The organism is Actinoplanes sp. NPDC048967 (assembly GCF_040649415.1).
Taxonomy (GTDB): Bacteria; Actinomycetota; Actinomycetes; order Mycobacteriales; family Micromonosporaceae; genus Actinoplanes.
In genome coordinates, this window is the sequence record NZ_JBEZFL010000005.1 from 751,448 (window position 1) to 769,396 (window position 17,949).

Annotated in this window: 17 protein-coding genes and 1 pseudogene; 13 read left to right on the plus strand and 5 right to left on the minus strand. The window is 72.8% G+C overall.

Going from position 1 to position 17,949, the window contains the following annotated elements:
• Positions 1-89 precede the first annotated feature (89 nt).
• Positions 90-1,973, plus strand: coding sequence for a glutamine--fructose-6-phosphate transaminase (isomerizing) (gene glmS / locus AB0C12_RS25395; RefSeq protein WP_360551889.1), 1,884 nt, complete (start codon positions 90-92; stop codon positions 1,971-1,973).
• Here glmS and AB0C12_RS25400 read toward each other — a convergent pair.
• Positions 1,960-3,438 (minus strand): alpha/beta hydrolase, encoded by a 1,479-nt coding sequence (locus AB0C12_RS25400; RefSeq protein ID WP_360551891.1) that lies wholly within the window; start codon positions 3,436-3,438, stop codon positions 1,960-1,962. The two genes, glmS and AB0C12_RS25400, sit on opposite strands and share 14 nt — an antisense overlap.
• Entirely contained in the window at positions 3,435-3,713 is a 279-nt protein-coding gene (locus tag AB0C12_RS25405) for a hypothetical protein (protein WP_360551893.1), read from the minus strand. Before AB0C12_RS25405 ends, AB0C12_RS25400 begins: the two co-directional genes overlap by 4 nt.
• Positions 3,714-3,874: 161 nt before the next feature.
• Between AB0C12_RS25405 and AB0C12_RS25410 the strand changes: the two genes are divergently transcribed.
• The 12 genes from AB0C12_RS25410 to AB0C12_RS25465 all read left to right on the plus strand — a co-directional run bounded on the left by AB0C12_RS25410 (position 3,875) and on the right by AB0C12_RS25465 (position 15,301).
• On the plus strand, positions 3,875-4,243 hold the full coding sequence (locus AB0C12_RS25410) for a holo-ACP synthase (protein WP_360551895.1): 369 nt from the start codon (positions 3,875-3,877) through the stop codon (positions 4,241-4,243).
• Positions 4,244-4,262: 19 nt separating this feature from the next.
• Positions 4,263-5,711, plus strand: coding sequence for an NAD(P)H-hydrate dehydratase (locus AB0C12_RS25415; protein ID WP_360551897.1), 1,449 nt, complete (start codon positions 4,263-4,265; stop codon positions 5,709-5,711).
• 36 nt (positions 5,712-5,747) lie between these two features.
• Positions 5,748-6,899, plus strand: a complete 1,152-nt coding sequence (gene alr / locus AB0C12_RS25420) for an alanine racemase (protein WP_360551899.1) — start codon at positions 5,748-5,750, stop codon at positions 6,897-6,899.
• 68 nt (positions 6,900-6,967) lie between these two features.
• Entirely contained in the window at positions 6,968-8,002 is a 1,035-nt protein-coding gene (locus AB0C12_RS25425) for an alpha/beta hydrolase (RefSeq protein ID WP_360551988.1), read from the plus strand.
• 5 nt (positions 8,003-8,007) lie between these two features.
• The gene (tsaE, locus tag AB0C12_RS25430) at positions 8,008-8,475 is read left to right on the plus strand and encodes a tRNA (adenosine(37)-N6)-threonylcarbamoyltransferase complex ATPase subunit type 1 TsaE (RefSeq protein ID WP_360551990.1); all 468 of its coding nucleotides are present in this window, start codon (positions 8,008-8,010) and stop codon (positions 8,473-8,475) included.
• Positions 8,476-8,486: 11 nt separating this feature from the next.
• Positions 8,487-9,149, plus strand: coding sequence for a uracil-DNA glycosylase (ung, locus tag AB0C12_RS25435; protein ID WP_360551992.1), 663 nt, complete (start codon positions 8,487-8,489; stop codon positions 9,147-9,149).
• A 237-nt stretch (positions 9,150-9,386) separates the two neighbouring features.
• Positions 9,387-10,043, plus strand: coding sequence for a tRNA (adenosine(37)-N6)-threonylcarbamoyltransferase complex dimerization subunit type 1 TsaB (gene tsaB, locus AB0C12_RS25440; RefSeq protein ID WP_360551901.1), 657 nt, complete (start codon positions 9,387-9,389; stop codon positions 10,041-10,043).
• A complete protein-coding gene (rimI, locus tag AB0C12_RS25445; protein WP_360551903.1) occupies positions 10,043-10,471 on the plus strand; it encodes a ribosomal protein S18-alanine N-acetyltransferase in 429 nt (142 codons plus the stop codon). The genes tsaB and rimI overlap by 1 nt, the downstream gene beginning before the upstream one ends.
• On the plus strand, positions 10,464-11,516 hold the full coding sequence (tsaD, locus tag AB0C12_RS25450) for a tRNA (adenosine(37)-N6)-threonylcarbamoyltransferase complex transferase subunit TsaD (RefSeq protein ID WP_360551905.1): 1,053 nt from the start codon (positions 10,464-10,466) through the stop codon (positions 11,514-11,516). Before rimI ends, tsaD begins: the two co-directional genes overlap by 8 nt.
• Before the next feature lie 8 nt (positions 11,517-11,524).
• Entirely contained in the window at positions 11,525-11,779 is a 255-nt protein-coding gene (locus AB0C12_RS25455; protein WP_360551907.1) for a hypothetical protein, read from the plus strand.
• A gap of 43 nt (positions 11,780-11,822) precedes the next feature.
• Positions 11,823-13,520 (plus strand): ABC transporter ATP-binding protein, encoded by a 1,698-nt coding sequence (locus tag AB0C12_RS25460; RefSeq protein WP_360551909.1) that lies wholly within the window; start codon positions 11,823-11,825, stop codon positions 13,518-13,520.
• The gene (locus AB0C12_RS25465; protein WP_360551911.1) at positions 13,517-15,301 is read left to right on the plus strand and encodes an ABC transporter ATP-binding protein; all 1,785 of its coding nucleotides are present in this window, start codon (positions 13,517-13,519) and stop codon (positions 15,299-15,301) included. Before AB0C12_RS25460 ends, AB0C12_RS25465 begins: the two co-directional genes overlap by 4 nt.
• A gap of 13 nt (positions 15,302-15,314) precedes the next feature.
• On the opposite strand, the gene AB0C12_RS25470 is transcribed toward AB0C12_RS25465, so the two are convergent.
• The 3 genes and pseudogenes from AB0C12_RS25470 to AB0C12_RS25480 form a co-directional block, all read right to left on the minus strand.
• The gene (locus tag AB0C12_RS25470; protein WP_212987274.1) at positions 15,315-16,490 is read right to left on the minus strand and encodes an ROK family transcriptional regulator; all 1,176 of its coding nucleotides are present in this window, start codon (positions 16,488-16,490) and stop codon (positions 15,315-15,317) included.
• 38 nt (positions 16,491-16,528) lie between these two features.
• Positions 16,529-17,785 carry an ABC transporter permease gene (locus AB0C12_RS25475; protein ID WP_360551913.1) on the minus strand — a complete coding sequence of 419 codons (1,257 nt, stop codon included), beginning with the start codon at positions 17,783-17,785 and terminating at the stop codon, positions 16,529-16,531.
• Positions 17,782-17,949, minus strand: a pseudogene (locus tag AB0C12_RS25480) (sugar ABC transporter ATP-binding protein); the annotation flags it as partial. The pseudogene AB0C12_RS25480 and the gene AB0C12_RS25475, both read right to left, overlap by 4 nt.

Sequence of the window (17,949 nt, forward strand, 5' to 3'; positions counted from 1 at the left end):
GGCCGAACGGCTCTTTCGATCACGTCCGATGCGCGAAAGTATGGTTCTTGCGCAGCGGCCGTGAGCGGAAGTCCGCTACGCTGCCCCCCATGTGTGGGATCGTGGGTTACGTCGGCAGTCGGCCGGCTCTGCAAATCGTCCTCGACGGGCTCCGCCGGCTGGAGTACCGCGGTTATGACTCCGCCGGCATCGCCGTCATCGACGATTCGGTCATCCTGACCGAGAAGAAGGCCGGCAAGCTGGCGAATCTGGAAAAGGCGCTGGTCGAGCGCGCCGGTGACGGCATCTCGGTCGGCTCGACCGCGATCGGGCACACCCGTTGGGCCACCCACGGTGGCCCGACCGACCGCAACGCCCACCCGCACCTGTCGGCCGACGGCCGGGTGGCGGTGATCCACAACGGCATCATCGAGAACTTCGCCCGCCTGCGCGCCGAGCTGGAGGCGACCGGCGTCGAGTTCGTCAGCGACACCGACACCGAGTGCGCCGCGCACATGCTCGCCGCCGAGATGCGGGCTCTGCGCGCCGCCGGCGCCGAGGAGGGCCCGCAGCTGCTGGCCGAGGGCATGCGCCGCGTCGTACGCCGGCTCGAGGGCGCCTTCACCCTGCTCGCGATGGACGTCGACGTGCCCGACGCGGTCGTCGCCGCCCGGCGCAACTCGCCGCTGGTCGTCGGCCGCGGCGACGGGGAGAACTTTCTCGCCAGCGACGTGTCCGCGTTCATCGAGCACACCCGTGAGGCCGTGGAGCTGGGCCAGGACCAGGTCGTGCTGATCACGCCGGCCGGCATCGAGATCACCGACTTCGCCGGTGCCCCCGCGACCGGCAAGGAGTTCCACATCGACTGGGACGCCTCCGCCGCGGAGAAGGGCGGCTACGACTACTTCATGCTCAAGGAGATTGCCGAGCAGCCCCAGGCGATCGCCGACACCCTGCTCGGCCGGCTCTCCGAACGCGGCGAGATCGTGCTGGACGAGGTCCGCCTCACCGACCAGGACCTGCGGGACGTGGACAAGGTCTTCGTCATCGCGTGCGGCACGTCGTACCACGCGGGCATGGTCGCCAAGTACGCCATCGAGCACTGGACCCGGCTGCCCTGCGAGGTCGAGCTGGCCAGCGAGTTCCGCTACCGCGACCCGATCCTGGACCGCTCCACGCTGGTGATCGTGATCAGCCAGTCGGGCGAGACGATGGACACGCTGATGGCCCTGCGCCACGCGAAGGAGCAGAAGGCCCGCGTGCTGGCCATCTGCAACACCAACGGCTCGACGATCCCCCGCGAGTCCGACGCGGTCCTCTACACCCACGGCGGCCCCGAGATCGCCGTCGCCTCCACCAAGGCGTTCCTGACCCAGCTGGTCGCCTGTTACCTGATCGGGCTGCACCTGGCCCAGGTCCGCGGCGTGATGTACGCCGACGAGGTAGCGGCCGTCGTCTCCCGGCTGCGTCGTACCCCGGACAATCTGCGGGAGCTGCTCGCCGACATGGAGGACGTGCGGGCGCTGGCCCGTGAGCTGAAGGCGGCTCCGACGATCCTGTTCATCGGCCGGCACGTGGGCTTCCCGGTCGCCCTGGAGGGCGCGCTGAAGCTCAAGGAGCTGGCGTACATGCACGCCGAGGGCTTCGCCGCCGGTGAGCTCAAGCACGGCCCGATCTCGCTGATCGACGACGGCACCCCGGTGGTGTGCGTGGTGCCGTCGCCGGCCGGCCGCGGCGTGCTGCGGGACAAGGTCGTCTCCAACATCCAGGAGGTACGCGCCCGCGGGGCCCGCACCATCGTCATCGCCGAAGAGGGCGACGACGCGGTGGGTGCCTACGCCGACCACCTCATCACCGTGCCGCGTACGCCGACACTGCTGGCCCCGCTCATGACCACCGTGCCGTTGCAGATCCTCGCCTGCGAGATCGCCGCGGCCCGGGGTCACGACGTCGACCAGCCCCGCAACCTGGCCAAGTCCGTCACCGTGGAATGACATCGCCCCGCCCCACCGCGATGCCCGCGAGCGCGTCGAGCGCCGCGCTGCCGGGCTCCCAGTAGCCGAGGTGCCCGGCGTCCGGCTCGCTCGCGAACACGCGGGCGCCGAACGCCGGGTCGCTCGGGTTGGTGCCGAAGAACAGGTCGTTCTCCGGCCGGGTGAAGGCCAGCAACGCGCCACCCGGCACGGCCTGGCTCAGGGCCAGGTCCTCGACCAGGCTCCGCGGGGCGACGGCCGCCCACTGGATGACGTCGGAGTGCGAGGTCGAGGACCACACCCGGTCGGCCGGCACTCCCAGCTCCGCCGCGGAGTCCACGCCCACGCCAGGTGAGCCGACGAACACGACATCGTCGGTGGCCAGGCCGGGCTGCGCGGCCGCGGTGCCCACGACCAGCGATCCGTAGCTGTGCCCGAGCACGGTCTGGTGCGCCGGTGCGCCCAGGTGGGTGGCCCGCAACCCGTCCTGGAACCGCCGTAGCCCGATGGCCCCGGCGGTGGCCTGGGAGCGGCTTGCGGCCTCGTGCACGAAGTCCGGAGCGTCGTAGCCCAGCCACATGACGGTGCTGGTGGCGTGCTGCGGGGCCAGTTCGGTCGCGCGGGTGGCGATCCGCTCGGCGCGGGCCAGCTCGCCGCCGTACGAGGCGAGGTCGGCGGTCATGCCGGGCACCTGGGTCAGCACGTGCGCGGCCCGGTCCGGATCGCCCAGCGCGACGACAGCCCGGCCCTCGCCCGCCGGATCGAGCTGCAGGAGGTACGCCCGCGGTCCGTCACCGTCGGCCAGCCGGTTCCGTAGTGCGTCGAGTCCGGGGAGCCGGGTCGGCAGCTCGTCGAGGGTCAGCCTGTTCGCGAGGTCCCGGACGCCGGCCGGAACGCCGTCCAGCGGACCCAACCGGCCCGGCTCGGCGCCGAGCAGCCAACGGCGCTGCGCCGGAGTCAGCGCGTCCCACCACTGCCGCACCTGGGCGGGCGTGGCAGTGCAGGACGGCGGATCACCCGTCGGCGGACTTGCTGTCCCGCCTGTGTCCATCTCACTGAGCCTGCTCGTGGCGGCGCCGTCCGCCTCCGCGGCGATGGTCAACGCCGCTGTGATGGTCGCCGCAGTGTCGCGTACGGCTGCGGCTGGATGTCCGCTCACCGTGCCGTCGCCGGCGACCGTGACGCCCGCCGGGGTGCCTCCCAGCATCGACCTGCTCCTGGCCAGAGCCGTGGCGAACTCGCTCAGCGCCTGGTCGGCGATCCAGCAACCCAGCCGGAAGAGGTTGAGCCGGCGGATCAACGTGGCGAGGTGCGCCGTGGCGGCGTCGGCGGCCGAGCCGGTCCAGATCGTGCGGAGCCGGATGGCGTGAGCGCGCAGCTCGGCGGCCCAGCGTCCGGCCGTCGCGGCCCACGCCCGCCACGCGGTGGCTGTGTCACGCCAGCGGCCGGGATCGGTGGCCCGCAGCAGGGGATAGGTCGCGGTCATCGGACGGCTCGGAGTCGGGCCGCGCCGCGGTCGTCCGCGTCCTCGTAGTCGTCCGCTGCCGCAGCTGCCTGGCGGGCCGCCGCCGAGATGTCGTCCGCGAGCGCCCGGAGCTGAACCTGGGCGGCGTCGGCGGCGGCCGACGCGGCCTCGGTGGCGGACCAGGGCGGCCCGCTCGGCGGTGGGGGCGGATCAGTGCTGATCCGCGCGGCTGTCGCGGACAGCGCCCGGGCCCAGGCGCGGACCGCGGCGGCGTCAACTTCGAGCTCGGACGTCATCGGCAACCTCCAGATCGCAACGGGTACGGCCGACGACGTTAGGGGAGTTCAGCCCCTCGGATTTCGCCCCTGTGGACAAGCCGCGGTGGGCGTACCCCGGTTGTCCACAGGCCTGGCGCACGACCGGCCACGACCGATCGCGGGCCGCTAGGGTTGCTCGTGTGATCGTGTCTGTGGGGATCGACGTCGTGCTGGTGGACCGGTTCGCCAAGGCGCTGGAGCGCACGCCGCTGCTCGCCGACCGGCTCTTCACCGAATCCGAGCGCATGACGTCCTCCGGCAACCCGCGGTCGCCCGAGTCGCTGGCCGCGCGGTTCGCGGCCAAGGAGGCCGTCGCCAAAGCGCTCGGCGCACCGGCCGGGCTGCGCTGGCACGACTGTGAAGTGGTCACCGATCCGGACGGACGGCCCTGGCTGACCGTCTCCGGTACGGTCGCGGCGGTGGCGGCCGAACGGGGCGTCAGCCGCTGGCATCTGTCGCTGTCGCACGACGGCGGCATCGCTTCCGCGATGGTTGTCGCGGAGGCCTGACTTACCTGGGGGTTGGAGCATGCGGCAGGCGTGGCGCGTGGCGGACGTCCGCGCGGCGGAGAAAGCCCTGATGGCGACCCTGCCGTCGGGCACGCTCATGCAGCGCGCGGCGGCCGGTCTGGCCCGCCGGTGTGCCCTGCTGCTGCAGGAGTCCGGCGGTGTCTACGGCGCCACGGTGCTGCTGCTGGTCGGCAGCGGTGACAACGGCGGCGACACGCTATACGCGGGTGCCACGCTCGCGGCGCGCGGTGCGGGTGTCCGAGCCGTGCTGCTACGGCCCGACCGGGTGCACCTCGCCGGCCTCGCCGCCCTGCGCCGCGCGGGTGGCGTCACGGTCACCGACCTGCCCGGCAAGGTGGATCTGGTGGTCGACGGCATCGTCGGCATCGGGGCCAGCGGCGGTCTGCGGCCGGAGGCGACCGCGCTGGTCGAGCGCCTGCCCGAGCTCCGCGGCCGCGACGGGGTACGGCCGCCGGTCGTCGCCGTGGACGTGCCCAGCGGGGTCGCCGTCGACACCGGTGATGTGCCCGGTGATGCCGTGCACGCCGACGTCACCGTCACTTTCGGCTGCCTGAAGCCCGCGCACGTCGTCGGCCCGGCCGCGGCCCTGGCGGGCCAGGTCGAGCTGGTCGACATCGGCCTGGGTGCGACGCTGCACGCCGATCCGGCGGTACGCGTGCCCGACGCCGCCGACATCGCCGCCTGGTGGCCCAGGCCGAACGAGACCTCCGACAAATACAGCCGGGGCGTCGTGGGGGTGGCCACCGGCTCCGCGACGTACCCGGGTGCTGCTGTGCTGTCCGTCACCGGTGCCCTCGCCGGCCCGACCGGCATGGTGCGTTACGCGGGCAGCGCCGACCGGGAGGTGTTGCGCCAGCACCCGTCTGTGGTGGCCGCCAAGCGCGTGGCCGAGGCGGGCCGGGTGCAGGCCTGGGTCTGCGGTTCCGGCCTCGGCACCGACGATGCGGCCCGCACAGAGCTGCGCAGTGTGCTCGCCACCTCCCTGCCGGTCCTGCTGGATGCCGACGCGCTGACCCTGCTCGTCGACGGCCAGCACGCGGCCGACCTGCGCCGGGACGCGCCGCTCGTGCTCACTCCGCACGACGGCGAGTTCGCCAGGCTGGCCGGTGAGCGCCCGGGCGCCGACCGGATCGCCGCGGCCTGCCGACTGGCGTCCTGGACGAACGCCGTGGTGCTGCTCAAGGGCGACCGGACGATCGTGGCGACGCCCGCCGGTGAGGCCTGGGCCAATCCGACGGGCACGGCGGCGCTGGCCACCGCCGGCAGCGGAGACGTGCTGGCCGGCCTGCTCGGCTCGCTGCTCGCCGCCGGTCTGCCGGCGGAACGAGCGGCGATCATGGCGGCGTACGTGCACGGGCTGGCCGGGCGCCGGGCCGAGCGGGCGGGCCCGGTGACGTCGGAGGATGTGGCCGCGGCGCTGCGGCCGGTCCTGGCGGACCTCCTGTGACCCGGGTCTGTCATACCGCTCAGTAGGCTGGTGAACATGTGGCAGGCCGAGGTCCGGGTTGATCTGGACGCTATCCGGGACAACGTCGCGACGCTGCGCGCCGGCACCACCGCCGAGGTGATGGCTGTGGTCAAAGCCGACGGCTACGGGCACGGGATGCTGCCGGTGGCCCGGGCCGCGCTGGCCGGCGGGGCGACCTGGCTGGGCGTCGCCACGCTGGACGAGGCGTTGACGCTGCGCCGGGCCGGGCTGACCGTGCCGGTGCTGGCCTGGCTGCTCGCTCCCGGGTTGCCGCTGCACGACGGTGTTTCAGCTGATGTCGACCTCAATGCGGGCAGTCCGGCGCAGCTCGACGAGCTGGTCACGGCGGCCCGGCGGGCGCAGCGACCGGCCCGGGTGCACCTCAAGCTCGACACCGGGCTCGCGCGCGGCGGTGCCACCCCGGCGGAGTGGCCCGCTCTGCTGGAGGCGGCGGCGAAAGCACAGGCCGACGGCGAGGTGGAGATCGTCGGCGTCTGGAGCCACTTCGTGTACGCGGACGCGCCCGGCCACGAGACCGTTGATCATCAGCTGGCTGTGTTCGCCGAGGGCCTCGCGACGGCGGAGCAGTACGGCATCGAGCCCCGATACCGGCACATCGCCAACTCGGCGGCCACGCTGACCCGGCCCGACGCCCACTACGACCTGGTCCGGCCGGGGGTGGCGATCTATGGGCTGTCGCCGTTGCCGCCCGAGCACGAGACGGGACTGCGCCCGGCGATGACTGCCCGGGCCCGGGTCACGCTGACCAAACGGGTGCCGGCGGGGCAGGGTGTCTCGTACGGGCACGCGTACCACACGTCGAAGGAGACGACGCTGGCTCTGGTGCCGCTCGGTTACGGCGACGGGGTGCCTCGGCATGCGTCCAATGTGGGGCCGGTCGCTTTGGGTGGGCGCGTTCGTACGATCGCCGGCCGGGTGTGCATGGACCAGATCATCTTGGACTGCGGCGACGATCCGGTGGCGGCGGGTGACGTGGCAGTCCTGTTCGGGCCGGGTGACGAGGGCACGCCTACGGCCACCGACTGGGCCGAGGCCATCGGCACGATCAACTATGAGATCGTGACCCGCTTCGGTGGCCCGCGCGTCCCCCGGGTCTACGACGGCACCGCCGGCCTTACGACCGGCGATCCAGGGGAGGGTGCGTGAGTCCCGCAAAGCCGTCCGCGAAGCCGGCGGGGAAGGTCGATCCGCGACGACGCGCCAAGCAGGTCGGGATCGTCGGCGCCGCCATCGGTCTCGCCGCGGCCGGTCTCGCCACCGCCTTCGCCGTCGAGCGCGCCCTCGTGCGCAAGTCGCTGAACGCCCCCGGTGACCCCCACTCCGAGGAGGAGTTCGGCGACCAGCCGTTCGACCGCGCGCTCACCGTCACCGCCGCCGACGGCACCGATCTGCACGTCGAGATCGTCGAGCCCAAGGCCGCCGGGGCCAAGCCCACCGTCGTCTTCGTGCACGGCTTCGCGCTCGACATGGGCACCTTCTACTTCCAGCGGCAGGCGCTGACCGAGCTCGGTGAGAACAGGCTCGTCTTCTACGACCAGCCCGGGCACGGCAGGTCCAGCCGGTTGCAGTCCGGTGACTACGACATCGCCGCGCTGGGCAAGTCGCTCGCCGCCGTGCTCGACGAGACCGTGCCGGACGGGCACATCATCCTGGTCGGGCACTCGATGGGCGGCATGACGATCATGGCGTTCGCCGAGCAGTATCCGGAGTGGTTCGGTCAGCGGGTCACCGGTGTCGTGCTGATGTCCACCTCGGCCGGCCTGATCGACAAGAGCAAGCTCGGCATTCCGTCGTTGGTCGCGCGGGCCAGTGCCCCGTTCTTCCCGATCTGGGGCGGGGCCGCCCGCATCGGGGGCGGCGCCATCGACAAGGCCCGGATCGCGGTCGGTGACCTGGCTTGGCTGCTCACCCGCCGGTACGGCTTCGGCGACGCCCGGCCCAGCCCGTCGCTGGTGACCTTCGTGGAGCAGATGAACTCGAAGACCTCCGTCGAGACCCTCACCAAGTACCTGCACACGCTCTACGCGCACAACCGCTTCCCGGCGCTGTCCGCGTTGCGGGGCGTGCCGGTGCTGGTGCTGGTGGGCACCAAGGACTATCTGACCCCGGTGGCGCACTCGGAGGAGATCCTGCGGCGCCTGCCCGAGGCGACGCTCGTCAAGATCGACAACAGTGGACACGTCGTCATGCTGGAGAAGGCCGCCGAGGTCAACGCCGCGCTGATCCCCTTCCTGGAGAAGATCTCGTGACGGGGATTCGGCTGGCCACAGTGGACGACACTCAGGCCTTCGGCCGCCGGCTCGCCGCTGTGCTGCGCCCCGGGGATCTGCTGTTGCTCACCGGCCCACTCGGCGCGGGCAAGACCGCGTTGGTGCAGGGCATCGGCGCGGGGCTCGGCGTCCACGGAGCCATCACCTCGCCGACGTTTGTCATCGCCCGGGTGCACCGTCCCGATCGCGCGCGGGGCGGTGCTGTTCCGCTGGTGCACGCGGACGCGTACAGGCTGGGTGACGCGGCCGATCCGCGCGCCGAGATCGACGACCTCGACCTGGACGCGTCGGCGGACGACGCCGTCACCGTGGTCGAGTGGGGTGCCGGCCTGGTGGAGCAGCTCAACGACGAATACCTGGCCGTCCGGATCGACCGGCTCGACGACGACACCCGGGTCATCGACCTCGTCCCCCACGGCGGCGACTGGGCCGCCCGACTGGAGAAGATGTGAACCTGCCCGACATGCTCCCGGCCGCCTGGCGTACGGAGCTCCGGCCGTTCCTCGACGAAACGGCCACGGCAGCCCTCAGTGCCTACGTCGGCGAGCAGTACGCGACGAACACTGTGTACCCGCCCGTCGAGGACCTGTTCGCGGCCTACCGGCTGTGCCCGCCCGAGCAGGCCAAGGTGCTGATCCTCGGTCAGGACCCCTATCACGGGCCGGGGCAGGCGCACGGTCTCAGCTTCAGCGTCCGGGAAGGGGTGCGGATCCCGCCGTCGCTGCGCAACGTGTTCAAGGAGCTGGCCGAGGACGTCGCCGTCCCGCCGGCGACCAGCGGCGACCTCACCGGTTGGGCGCGGCAGGGGGTGCTGTTGCTCAACGCGGTCCTGACCGTACGCGCGGGAGCGGCGGCGTCCCACGCGAACAAAGGCTGGGAGGCGTTCACCGACGCGACGATCCAGGCGCTGAACGCCCGCGACGAGCGGGTGGTGTTCCTGCTCTGGGGCAGCTACGCCCGCAAGAAGGCGGCGCTGGTCAGCAACCCCGCGCACGTGGTGCTGGAGGCGGGCCACCCGAGCCCGCTGAACCCGAAGGGCTTCCGCGGCTCCCGCCCCTTCAGCGCGGCGAACAAAGCCCTGGCCGACGCGGGCCGCCCCCTCGTCGACTGGGACCCCCGAGCCTGACCCGGCCGCGCCGCCGCGCAGCAGCCGACGCGCCCGCCGCGCAGCAGCCGACGCGCCCGCCGGGCGGCAGCCGTCGTGTGGGCCGGGTGGCAGCCGGCCCGCGAGCCGGGCGTGAGCCCGGCGCCCGGCTCCGCCGAGGCCGCCGTCGTGTGGGCTGGGTGGCAGCCGGCCCGCGAGCCGGGCGTGCGCCCCGCGCCCGGCTCCGCCGAGGCCGCCCGAGCCGGTTAGGGTTCTCAGGTGCTCGTTCTCGCTCTGGACACCTCCACTCCCGCGGTCACCGCCGCTCTCGGGGAGGTCTCCGACAGCGGCATGAAGGGGATCGCCGAGCGCCGCACAGTCGATCCCCGGGCCCACGGTGAGCGCCTCGCCCCCCAGATCCAGCTGGTCCTCGACGACGCCGGCGTGCGGCCCCGCGACCTCGTCGCCATCGTCGCCGGGGTCGGCCCCGGCCCGTTCACCGGCCTGCGGGTGGGGCTGGCGACCGCCGCCGCCATGGGGCAGGCGCTGGGCGTCCCCACGTACGGGATCTGCTCGCTTGATGCTCTCGGCCGGGCCGCCGGTCCGGGCCGGGTCCTGGTCGCCACCGATGCCCGCCGCCGCGAGGTGTATTTCGCCACCTATGCCGACGGCCTCCGGGTCACCGACCCTGATGTTGCCAAGCCCGCCGATGTCCTGGTCTCGGCCGACCGGGCCGTCGGTGAGGGTGCTCTCAAGTACAGCGAGATTTTCGGCATCCCGATCGACGACCGGCTTCTTTTCCCCTCCGGGGAGGCGCTTGTCGCGCTGGCCGCGGAGCAGGTCCGGCAGCGGGCGCCGGGGGATCCGCTCACCCCTCTCTACCTTCGCCGGCCGGATGCCGTCGAGCCGACCGCGCGCAAGGCTGTGCTGCCCTGATGCGTCTCACCCGGTTCCGGTGGTGGCACATCGCCGAGGTGCTGCCCATCGAGGAGGACCTGTTCGGCGCCGAGAAGTGGTCGGCTGCCATGTTCTGGAACGAGCTCGCGCAGCGGCATTTCTACCTGGTCGCCGAGGAGGACGAGAAGGTGGCCGGTTATGCCGGCCTCGCCATCGTCGATCAGCAGGAGTCCTGGGTGCAGAACATCGCCGTCGACCGGCGGGCCCAGCGCGGCGGTATCGGGCGGCAGTTGCTGGAGGCGCTGCTCGCCGAGGCCGGCCGGCGCAAGGTGCTGCTGGAGGTCGCCGTCGACAATGCTCCGGCTCAGCGGCTTTATGCCGGCTATGACTTCGAGCCCGTCGGCCTGCGGCGCGGCTACTACCAGCCCAGCAACACGGACGCCCTGGTGATGATGCGTAATGCCTGACGAGCCCCTTGTTCTCGGGATCGAGACCTCCTGCGACGAGACCGGGGTCGGCATCGTCCGCGGGCACACCCTGCTCGCCGACGCGCTCGCGTCCAGCGTCGACCAGCATGCCCGCTTCGGCGGGGTGGTGCCCGAGGTCGCCAGCCGGGCCCATCTCGAGGCGATGGTGCCGACCATGCAGCGGGCGCTCGACGACGCCGGGGTCACCCTGGCCGACATCGACGCGATCGCCGTGACCGCCGGGCCCGGTCTCGCGGGCGCCCTGCTCGTCGGGGTCGCCGCGGCCAAGGGGTACGCGCTGGCCGCCGACAAGCCCATCTACGGCGTCAACCACCTCGCGGCCCACGTCGCCGTCGACACCCTCGAGCACGGACCGCTGCCCGAGCCGGCCATCGCCATGCTCGTCTCCGGCGGCCACTCGTCGCTGCTGCTGGTCGACGATCTCACCGCCGGGGTCACGCCGCTCGGTGCGACCATCGACGACGCCGCGGGGGAGGCCTTCGACAAGGTTGCCCGGCTGCTCGGGATGGGCTTCCCCGGTGGCCCGGTGATCGACCGGACGGCCCGCGACGGCGACCCCGCGGCGATCGCCTTCCCGCGCGGCCTCACCTCGCCGAAGGACCAGCTCAAGCACCGGTTCGACTTCTCCTTCTCCGGGCTGAAGACCGCCGTGGCGCGCTGGGTCGAGGCCCGCGAGCGCAGCGGCGAGCCGGTGCCGGTCGCCGACGTCGCGGCCAGCTTCCAGGACGCCGTCTGTGACGTGCTGACCAGCAAGGCCCTGGACGCGTGCCGGGAGCACGGCGTCGAGACGCTGATCATCGGCGGCGGCGTGGCCGCCAATTCGCGGCTGCGGGTGCTCGCCGAGGAACGCGCCGCGAAGCTCGGCATCCGGGTGCGGGTGCCGCGGCCCGGCCTGTGCACCGACAACGGCGCCATGGTCGCCGCCCTCGGTTCGCATCTCGTGGCGGCCGGCGTCGCGCCCAGCCGGCTCGACCTGCCGGCCGATTCGGCCATGTCATTGACCTCGGTCACTGTGGCGGGGTAGGAATCAGCATGATTGCTCGCATGTGGGAGGTACGGGCCCTGGGCAGCGGCTTCGACGAGCTGCTCAGCTGGGTCTGCGACGTGGCCCTGCCGCAGGTCGAGGTCCTGCCGTCGCACGTGTCGAGCGAGGTCTACTCGTCGACCGACCACCGCATCGTGGTCATCTCCCGCTGGCGGCACACCCCGGCCGACCTGCCCGCGCCGCCGGCGCACCTGACCGCCCGCGCACCGCACGTCTGGGATTTCACGCCCGTCGATAGATAACGTGCTTCCCCGTGACGGCGCAGTTTCGTACCGTCAGGGGAGAATGCGCGAGCTGCCGCCTGCCGACCCCGGCATTCCCGACGACCGGTCCGCCACCCGCTACCTGGGCTGGCTCGCCCGGCGCACCTGGCCATCCACCACCGGTGGCGCGGTCTTCGGCATCATCTGGATGACCTGCCAGGCCCTGGTCCCGGCGGTCATCGGCCGGGCCATCGACGCCGGGCTGACCCACCGGGACGGCGGCGCCCTGCTCACCTGGAGCCTGGTGCTGCTCGGCATCGGTGTGGTGCAGGCCGCCACCGGGGTGACCCGGCACCGGCTGGCCGTCTTCAGCTGGCTGTCCGGCGCGTACCGCACCGTCCAGGTGGCCGTCCGGCAGTCGAACCGGCTCGGCTCGGCCCTGCCGCGCCGGCTGGAGGCGGGCGAGGTCGTCGCCATCGGCACGGCCGACATCAGCCACATCGGCGGGGCCCTGGACATCACCGCCCGCGGGGCCGGCTCACTGGCCGCGGTCGTCATGGTGACGGTGATCCTGCTGTCCACCTCGTTGCCGCTGGGGCTGGTCGTGGTGCTCGGCGTGCCACTGCTGATGGCGGTCGTCGGCCTGCTCATCCGGCCGCTGCACCACCGCCAGCAGGCGTACCGGGAGCAGCAGGGCCGGCTGACCGGCCGGGCCAGTGACCTGGTCGGCGGGCTGCGGGTGCTGCGCGGGGTGGGCGGCGAGCCGGTCATGTCCGGCCGCTACCGCGCCGAGTCGCAGCGGCTGCGGGCGGCGGGCCTGCGGGTGGCGACCGTGGAGGCGTTGCTGGAGGCGGCCCAGGTGCTGCTGCCCGGCATCTTCCTGGTGCTGGTGACCTGGCTGGGAGCCCGCTTCGCCCTCTCCGGGCGGATCACCATCGGGCAGCTGGTCTCCTTCTACGGGTACGCGGCCTTCCTCGTCGCGCCGCTGCGGCAGCTCACCGAGACGCTGGACAAGCTCACCCGCGGACACGTCTCCAGCCGCCGGGTCGTGCGGATGTTGCGGGCCCGCACGGACCTGCCCGACCCCGTACGCCCGGCACCCGCGCCGGGCCCCGGCGAGCTGGTCGACAGCGTGTCCGGGGTGGTCGTGCGGCCGGGACTGGTCACCGCGATCGCCGCGGCCGTCCCCGCCGACGCCGTGGCCATCACCGATCGGCTCGGCCGCTACGTCGACAGTGCACCGGGTACGGCGGCGACGCTGGCCGGCGTACCGCTGAATGATCTTGATCTGGCGACCGTGCGCGAACGGATCCTGGTCGCCGACAACGAAGCCCGGCTGTTCTCCGGTCCGCTCCGCGAGGATCTGGATCCGAGCGGCACCGCGCCGCTGGCCGACGCGCTGGCCGCGGCCGGCGCGGACGAGATCGTCGCCGCGCTGCCCGCCGGGCTGCGCACCGAGGTCGCCGAGCGGGGCCGCACCTTCTCCGGAGGCCAGCAGCAGCGGCTGCGGCTGGCCCGCGCGCTGATCGCCGACCCCGAGGTGCTCGTGCTGGTCGAGCCGACCAGCGCGGTCGACGCGCACACCGAGGCCCGGATCGCCGACCGGCTCGGACCCGCCCGGCGCGGGCGCACCACGGTCGTCTGCTCCACCAGCCCGCTGGTGCTGGACCGCGCCGATGTCGTCCTGCACGTCGAGGACGGGGTGGTGGTCGCCGAGGGCACCCACCGGGAGTTGCTGGCCGGCCACCCCGGCTACGCGAGGACGGTGTTGCGGGAGTGAGCAACGCGCTGCCCGTGGCGGACACCCGCCAGGTCCGCCGGTACGCCCGCACCCTGTTCCGCCGGCACCCACGTCCCCTGCTGCTCGCCGTGACACTGCACGCCGTCGCCGCGATCGCCGGGCTGGCCGGACCGCGGCTGCTCGGTGAGCTGGTCGAATCGCTGCAGCACGGTGCCGGGGTCGGCACCGTCGACCGGATCGCGCTGACCATCGCCGGGTTCATCGTGGTGCAGGCGGTGCTGGTCCGGTTCGCGTACCTGGCTTCGGCCCGGCTCGGCGAGCGGGTGCTGGCCGAGCTGCGGGAGGAGTTCGTGGACCGGGTGCTGGCCGTGCCGCTGTCCACGGTGGAGCGGGCGGGGACCGGTGACCTGCTCACCCGTACGTCTCGGGACGTCGACGCGTTGTCGCGGTGTGTACGGCTGGCGGTGCCGGAGACGATGATCGCGTCGCTCACCGCGGTGCTGGCCGTGGGCGCGCTGATCCTGGTGAGCCCGTTACTGGCGTTGCCGCTGCTCATCGCCGTACCGGTGATCGGGTTGTCCGCCCGGTGGTACCTGCGCCGGGCCGGTCCCGGCTATCTGCGCCAGAACGCCGCGTATTCGCAGGTCACCGACGGCCTTGCGGAGACCGTCGAGGGGGCCCGGACGGTGGACGCACTGCGCCGGCAGACCGACCGGACCCGGCGTACGGATGCCGACCTGAGCCGTTCCTTCCGCACTGAGAGGTACACGCTGTTCCTGCGCACTGTCTGGTCGCCCATCGTGGAGATCGGCTACGTGCTGCCGGTGGTCGGCACGCTGCTCATCGGCGGCTGGTTCTACCTGCGGGGCTGGGTCAGCCTGGGCCAGGTCACCGCGTCCGTGCTCTACGCCCAGCTGCTGATCGACCCGCTCGACCGGTTCCTCGGCTGGCTGGACGAGCTGCAGGTCGGCGCCGCCTCGCTGGCCCGGCTGCTCGGGGTGTCCGAGACTCCCGACGCGGCACCGCAGGAGGACGCGGTGCCGCGGGGCGCCCGGATCGTCGCCGACGACGTGCGGTTCTCCTACGTCGCCGGGCGGGAGGTGCTGCACGGCATCTCGCTGACCATCGAGCCGGGGGAGCGGCTGGCGATCGTCGGGCCGTCCGGTGCCGGCAAGTCGACCCTGGGCCGGCTGCTGGCCGGTGTCTACGCGCCCGGCACCGGCTCGATCACGGTCGGCGACGTGCCGCTCGCCGGCCTGCCGCTGCACCGGCTGCGCACCGAGGTCGCGCTGGTCAGCCAGGAGCACCACGTCTTCATGGGTACGCTGCGCGACAACGTCGCCATGGTCCGGCCCGGTTGCCGGCCGCCCGAGGTTCGCGACGCGCTCGCCGCCGTGCACGCGCTGAGCTGGGCCGACGCCTTGCCGGCGGGGCTGGACACGGAGGTCGGCACCGGCGGGGTGACCCTGTCGGCGGCGCAGGAGCAGCAGGTGGCGCTGGCCCGCCTGGTCCTGGCCGATCCGCACACGCTGGTACTGGACGAGGCGACGTCGCTGCTGGACCCGCGGGCCGCCCGCGACCTGGAGCGGTCACTGGCCGCGGTGCTGCGCGGCCGTACGGTGGTGGCGATCGCCCACCGGCTCTTCTCGGCCCACGACGCGGACCGGGTGGCCGTGGTGGAGGACGGCCGGATCACCGAGCTGGGCTCGCACGACGACCTGGTGGCGGCGGGTGGTTCCTACGCGGCGCTGTGGGCCTCGTGGCACGGCGCGCCGCCGGTCACCGCGGCGCCGGCGCCACCCCGAGCAGCACCAGGATGATCGGGCGCCTGGCTCACAACAGAGGATCGGCCAGCAGACGCTCGAAGGCGAGCTCGGCCGCGCCGATCAGGGCCGCGTCCGTGCCCAGCTCAGGGGTGCGCAGCCGGACGTGTTCGCGGCAGGCGGGCAGCGCGACCTCGTTGAGGCGGCTGCGGATCTGGGCCGCCGCGACCAGGTAGACGTCGCGCAGGGTGCCGCCGAAGATCACCGCCTCCGGGTTGAAGATGTTGATCAGGTTGCCCACGCCGAGTCCGATCCAGTCGCCGACGTGCCGGACCGCCTGCTGGGCCTCCCAGTCACCGCGCATGGCCGCGTCAACCACGTCCAGCACCGCCTCGCGGCCGCTCAGGTGACCCCGGCCGGCCAGCTCCAGCAGCGCGAACTCGCCGATCTCGGTCTCCCAGCAGCCCCGCGACCCGCAACTGCACGGCCGGCCCTTCGGGTTGACGACCATGTGGCCGACCTCGCCGCCGTAGCCGCCGTGGCCGGTGACGCGCCGGCCGCCCGCGATGATGCCGCCGCCGACGCCCACGTCGCCGTACAGGTAGATGACGTTGTCGCGGCCGGCCGCCGCGCCCCGGCTGTGCTCGACCAGCGCCGAGACGTCGGCGATGTTGCCGACGATCAGGGGGCCGACGTCCCCGATCTCCTCGCTGAGGGCCTCACCGACCGGTTCCTCGACCCAGCCGATGGTCGGGGCCAGCCGGACCATGCCGTCGTCGCGGCGGACCATGCCGGCCACGGCCAGGCCGCCGCCCACGTAGCGGGCGCCCTCGGGGACGTCCATCCGCATCTCGTGGATGAAGCCGGCCAGCGGCTGGATCGCGTCGATGACCTGCATGCCGCGCGGGCGGTCGGTCTCGCGCCGGTCCAGGATCCGGCCGCCCAGCCCGACCCGGGCCGCGCGCAGCCGGTCCACCTCGATGGCCAGCGCGTACGCGTACACCTGGGACGACTCGGGCCGGACGACCAGCGAAGGTCGTCCGGCCCGGCGGGTCTGCTGCGGCGGCCGCTCGGTGACCAGCCCGGCGGCGGCCAGCTCGGTGGTCAGCGCGCCGATGGTGCTGCGGTTCAGGCCGAGCTTGGTGGTCAGCTCCGCCCGGGACGTCGCCCCGTGAATGTGGACGTACCGCAGCAACGTCCCGAGGTTGTGCCGGCGTACCTCTTCCTGGCTGGGGCCCGCTCGCATCAGGTGGCTGCCCCCTTACCCGTGACCGTGAGGCTCGCTCATCGGTTTCCGGTGGCTGCCGCTCTCCGCCGCGACAACGCGTCCACGCTGGCGGCCAGAAGCAGGATAAGACCTGTGACGACGAACTTGGTACCGGCGCTGTATCCCATCAGGCCCATGCCGTTGTCGATCACCGCGATGACGGCCCCGCCGATGACCGCGTCCAGCACCCGGCCCTTGCCGCCGAAGAGGCTGGTGCCGCCGATGACGGCCGCGCCGACCGCGTACAGCAGCACGTTGCTGCCACCGGAGTTCGGGTCGACCGAGTTGGCCCGGCTGGCCGCGATGATGCCGCCGATCGCGGCCATGAACGAGCCGATCACGAAGACCGAGATGCGGATCCGGTCGACCGGGATGCCGGCGCGCCGGGCCGCCTCGGTGTTGCCGCCCACGGCGTACACGTGCCGGCCGTAGGCGGTCCGGCCCAGCACGAAGGTCCAGAGGATCAGGAATACCGCGATGATCGGGGCCACGATCGGTACGCCCTTGACCGACCCGCTGATCAGCGGGTTGATGCTGCGCTCGGCGGTGAGCACCGCGACGGCGGCGAACAGGATGACCGCCAGCGCGACGATCCGGCCGAGCACGATGCCCACCGGGTCGGTGACCAGGCCCCGGACGGCGCGGCCGCGGAGCCGGGTGAACTGCAGGGCGGCGTACCCGGCCACGGCCAGGACGGCGAGCGCCCAGCTCACCACGACCGACATGTTCTTGTTGGCCAGCGAGAGCACGAACGTCTCCCGGATGGAGATGTTCTTGCCGCCGCTGAGCAGCACCAGCAGGATGCCCTGGAAGGCCAGGAACGCGGCCAGCGTGACGACGAAGGACGGGATGCCGACCTTCGACACCAGGAAGCCCAGCACGAAGCCGATGGCCAGCCCGGTCACCAGGGCGACGAGGATCGCGGAGGCCCAGTGCCAGCCGTGATTGGTCAGCAGGATGGCCATGACCGCGCCGCAGACGCCGCTGGCGAAGCCCGCGGACAGGTCGATCTCGCCCAGCAGCAGCACGAAGACCAGGCCCATGGCGATGAAGATGACCGCCGCGCCCTGCGAGAACAGGTTGGCGAAGTTGACCGCGCTGAAGAACGTGGGCCGGGCGATCCCGAAGATCAGGCAGAGCACGATCAGGCCGAGGATGGCCGGCAGGCTGCCGATGTCGCCGCCGCGTACGCGACCCCAGTAGTCGTGGAGGTGGCTGGCGACCGTGGGCTTGACCACCTGGACGCCGGCACTCGTGGTGGTGGTTGTTGTCATCGGTCCGCTTCTCCCGCAGGCGTGATGTCGGCGAAGCCGGAGGCGGCCGGCTTCTCGGGCGGCAGCCCCAGGTTGCCGCTGCGTCCGGAGGTGATGAGTTCGACGATCTGGGAGTGGGTGACGTCGGTGGTTTTGACCTGGGCGGCGGTGCGGCCGAGGTAGAG